Origin of the sequence: Dolichospermum sp. UHCC 0260, from assembly GCF_009711985.1 — a bacterium.
GTDB classification, from domain to species: domain Bacteria; phylum Cyanobacteriota; class Cyanobacteriia; order Cyanobacteriales; family Nostocaceae; genus Dolichospermum; species Dolichospermum lemmermannii.
Genome location: NZ_VIKZ01000006.1, coordinates 1 through 4,254, shown reverse-complemented (window position 1 = coordinate 4,254; position 4,254 = coordinate 1). Strand labels below are relative to the sequence as shown.

3 protein-coding genes are annotated in these 4,254 nt (G+C 40.1%); all 3 read left to right on the top strand.

What is annotated here, in order from left to right; genetic code table 11:
• Positions 1-126 precede the first annotated feature (126 nt).
• Complete coding sequence (locus FJR08_RS03865) at positions 127-2,253, top strand: M48 family metalloprotease (protein ID WP_168632226.1); 2,127 nt, start codon at positions 127-129, stop codon at positions 2,251-2,253.
• 565 nt (positions 2,254-2,818) lie between these two features.
• Positions 2,819-3,325 carry an RNA-binding protein gene (locus tag FJR08_RS03860; RefSeq protein ID WP_015078674.1) on the top strand — a complete coding sequence of 169 codons (507 nt, stop codon included), beginning with the start codon at positions 2,819-2,821 and terminating at the stop codon, positions 3,323-3,325.
• Between the two features lie 807 nt (positions 3,326-4,132).
• A partial coding sequence (locus tag FJR08_RS24120; protein WP_168632225.1) for a glycosyltransferase family 1 protein occupies positions 4,133-4,254 on the top strand: 122 nt, incomplete at its 3' end.

Sequence of the window (4,254 nt, the reverse complement as noted above, 5' to 3'; positions counted from 1 at the left end):
GTGGTCAGGAGGAAGAAAGAAGTTACCCAAAGTTACCCAATGACCAATCACCAATCACCAATGATCAGGGTATCTCAATAAGCGTGCTATTTGTCACCTAGAACAGATTGGAGTACCAAAGTTTGTATGCCTTCCCACTCTGAATCATGTTTAGAGGCTGGTTTAGCTGCTCTCAAGCAGGGGAATTACTACACAGCGATCGCTAACCTTCAACCACTAGCCAAAGATCAAAGTCAAGAAAGGATTTGTTTACAGGCGCAAGTTGGGTTAGTGATGTCCTATGCCCGCACGGGTGAAGTCTCTAAGGCGATCGCTCTGTGTCAAAATCTGATTGCTAATAGTAATCCCCAAGTTCAAGAGTGGGCAACACTTGCTCTTGAACACCTGCATAAACGCAAAAACCAGAAGAAAAAATCCCATAAAACCAGTAATGGACTTGTTTCTAGTTTAAATCCTGCCCAACCACAGCTACAAACAGCTTATACTGGTAATGATGGTAACAACACTATCAAACCGATTAGCGTTTATTGGCGCAATGCTAGACGCGCTAAAGTGTGGCAACCCCTAGGCAAGCCTAACATCATTCCCTCTCGACTACTTGCTCTGGGAACATTCATGGCATTGTTCTGGACTTGTCGAGAAGTGCTTAAATTAGTATTGGGTTTAATCAATCAAATTCTCTATCAACTGCCCTACTTAGAACCCATCCAGATTTTATATAGCGATCCTAGTTCCTTGATGTTGGGATTGTTGATCATCTTCATGGCATCGTCTCCTTGGTTGCTCGACTGGGTACTAACCAGATTTTCCGGTCAAGAAGAGTTAACCAAAGAGAAATTAAACTCCTACAGCCGGGAAACACCCAGAGTATTACAACGCGCTTGCCAACAGCGGCACTGGTCAACCCCTCAACTGAGAATCTTACCAATTTCCGCCCCGATGATTATCAGTTATGGCAACCTCCCCCGCACAGCGAGAATAACTGTTAGTCAAGGTTTATTAGAACAACTGGCAGATGACGAAATAGCTGCCATCTATGCTTTATCTTTAGGACAAATTGGGCGTTGGGATTTTGCGGTCATGTCCCTAGTTTTACTCGTGGCCATGCCATTTTATGGAATATATCAGCAAGTGTCAGTTTGGGGAAATCAACATGACAGTAAAATTTGGCGTTGGCCAGGTACAGTTTTAGCAGCCATCAACTATGCAATTTGGTGTCTGTTCACGGGTACGGCCTTACTTAATTGCCAATTGCGGCTTTACCATAGCGATCGCCTGGCCGCAGAAATCACCGGTAATCCTAATGGACTAATTCGCGCTTTACTGAAAATATCCATTGGTGTAGCCCATGATATCAGCCTCAAAGAACAAACCTGTTGGCAGTTAGAAAGCCTGAATCTCCTCTCGCCAGTTGCATATCAACACAGCATAATTTTAGGTAGCACCGCCGGTCATCTACCTTTTGAATCATTTTTAAAGTGGGAAAATTTTCATCCCTATCGGCAATGGTTTACAATTAATAGTTGTCATCCAACAATAGGCGATCGCATCGAACGCCTTTGTCAAATAGCCCGTCATTGGCATTTAGACACCGAATTATATCAAACAAAGCCATCACAACCCATTCTCATCAGGCCCCAATCCTTCTATTTACAAATTGCCCCTTGGTTGGGAATCCCCCTCGGTGTTGTATTTGCCTGTCTAACTTGGTTAATTTGGCAAACAGCATACACCTTACACTTGTTAAACCTCAAGTGGATCTATGATAATTGGTCTTTTGTCGGAGGTTGTATGTTGATTGGCTTTAGCATTGGCACAGTTATGCGGATAAATGCTTTATTTCCCGATATTACACCTGTCAATGTTCAAAAAGATGAAAACTTTACCAACCTCTTAGCAAATCCCGCTATTTTACCAATTGATAGCATTAGAGTTCGGTTTACTGGTAAGCTATTAGGCCGCCCTGGTATTGGCAATTGTTTAGCACAAGACCTAATCCTGCAATCTAGCCAAGGTTTAATGAAATTACATCATATTCCCTGGTTAGGAAAGTCATTCAATCCTCAAGACTTGATTGGCAGACAAATCACTGTTACAGGTTGGTTACGACGGGGGGCAACTCCTTGGATTGATATCCAAACTTTAGAAACTAAAGGTGGCAAAAAAATTAATAGCCCTCATCCTATCTGCTCCACTGTCATCGCAGTTGTTGCCCAAGCCTGGGGTGCTTATATTATGCTCACAGGTTCTTAGATATTAGTCAGTTGTCAGTAGGGGCGAAGCATTTGGAAGATAAATTATCAGTCATTGCCAAAAATAGTTCTCCAAATGCTTCGCCCGTACAGTGGTTAGCATTTGGAAGAAATATTCCCCCTGCTCCCTGGTTGTTTTGCCTCTTGCTTTAAAAATGTGTTTTATGTTACGATAAGCTCATACTATTGGCTATTGGCGGAAAAGTTTCTGCGGAACTAGCTACGTAGGAAATACCATGATAATGTTAAGCAATGGTATTTTGTTCTGCGGGCAAGAATTAAGAAGAATGAATTTACTGTGGTGGATAGTTGGCTATTAAATTAACAATTCCGAAAATTAAAGTGATATTAGCCCACGAGTGCATAAGTGCTTTCGTGGCAAATAAGCTTGATCCCAATAAAAAACTGTATTCTATAAGTTGATAGCATGACTTACGCCACGCTACACTATCGGATTACAGAAATTGGTTTGTGGCAGTTTTTAGTCCATAGTATCTATTCAAAAACCAAAGCCAATTGATTGTTTTTATCTTGCCCTGTTTAATCCCAATTTGGAGGTATGTTCCATGTCCATTCGCCTATATATAGGAAATTTGCCCAAGGAAGAAATTGATCGTCAAGATTTGCAAGCTGTATTTGCAGAAGAAGGCGATGCTGTCACCACTAAACTAATTAAAGACCGTAAAACAGGCAAATGCCGTGGTTTTGGGTTTTTAACGGTGAACAATGACGAACAAGCCGATCAAATTATTGAAAAATATAATGGTCAAATGTTCAAAGATACACCCATTAAGCTAGAAAAAGCTTTACCACGGACTAAAGGTGAGGAAGGAGACGAACAACCACAACAACAGGTCCCTAAACCAGTCATCCAAGGTAGTAGTTCCCCCGCTCCTAGCAGCAACAAAGAAGGCAACCGTCGGGAGAGAACTAAAAAACCTCGCCGTGGTGGTGGTGGTGGTGCGCGTGAGACTGTTGGTAACGTTGATAACGAAGCTTTTCGTCCAGATCCCCGTTGGGCAGCGGATTTAGAAAAGCTCAGACAGATGTTGGAAGCACAAACTACCAACTAGATTGTCTATTCAATCAATGTGCTTTGAGAGTAATTCTTGAAGCTGCTTCGATATCAGTTTCAGCGGTTAGAAATTTCTTTCAAATCCAATCAACAAGCAGTGCAGGTAGCCACATCAGGTTATCTGCACTGTTTGTTTTGGCAATTTTTGAGGTTTGACGGTGCAATTAAGTAGGTTAGCATTAAAAATTGTCGTTATGGCACTAGGCAAGAGGCAAGAGGCAAGAGGCAAGAGTGAAGAGGGTTTGGGCGATTTTACTTTTCTTTACACAGATTGGTTTTATTGTGTTTACCTACTTACACAAAATTTGTGATTTTTTAGGAAAACTGTATCTAAATTAACAAAAATTCTGACAATGTAGGAATAGTATAAGCCAATACACTTGTCTTGATTAAATCAGTGCTTTTGAAAATGATGCTAATTAAGGTGATATTTTCGGCAATTTAATTTTGATGTATTTACTTTCATGGAAATAATTTTGATTGCTTGAACCTTGTAAATAATGAATTGTAAATATCTAACTTAGGATGTGGCTTTGCTACTTCAGATAGGTTTTATCATGAATTAACTCATATATCATGATAGATAATATTCGTTTGTCGCTATAAAAAGATAGAGAAAAATATCTATCGAAGGTATTAAACATAAATATAGAAAGTGGGGAAAATTAACCAATATTTTGGTAATAGTTAAAATATAATAAATATTAATTATGCAAAGTTCCCCAGAAAAACACAGATTTAAGTTTAATAAGCGCAAGTTGAAAATTCACTCCCATATTGTTAAAATCAGGAACACAACAAATTTATGAAAGCTACCACTAAAAAACACATTGCTTTAATTTCAGTTCATGGCGATCCAGCAATTGAAATAGGCAGAGAAGAGGCAGGAGGACAAAATGTTTATGTCCGCCAAGTGGGTGAAGCCCC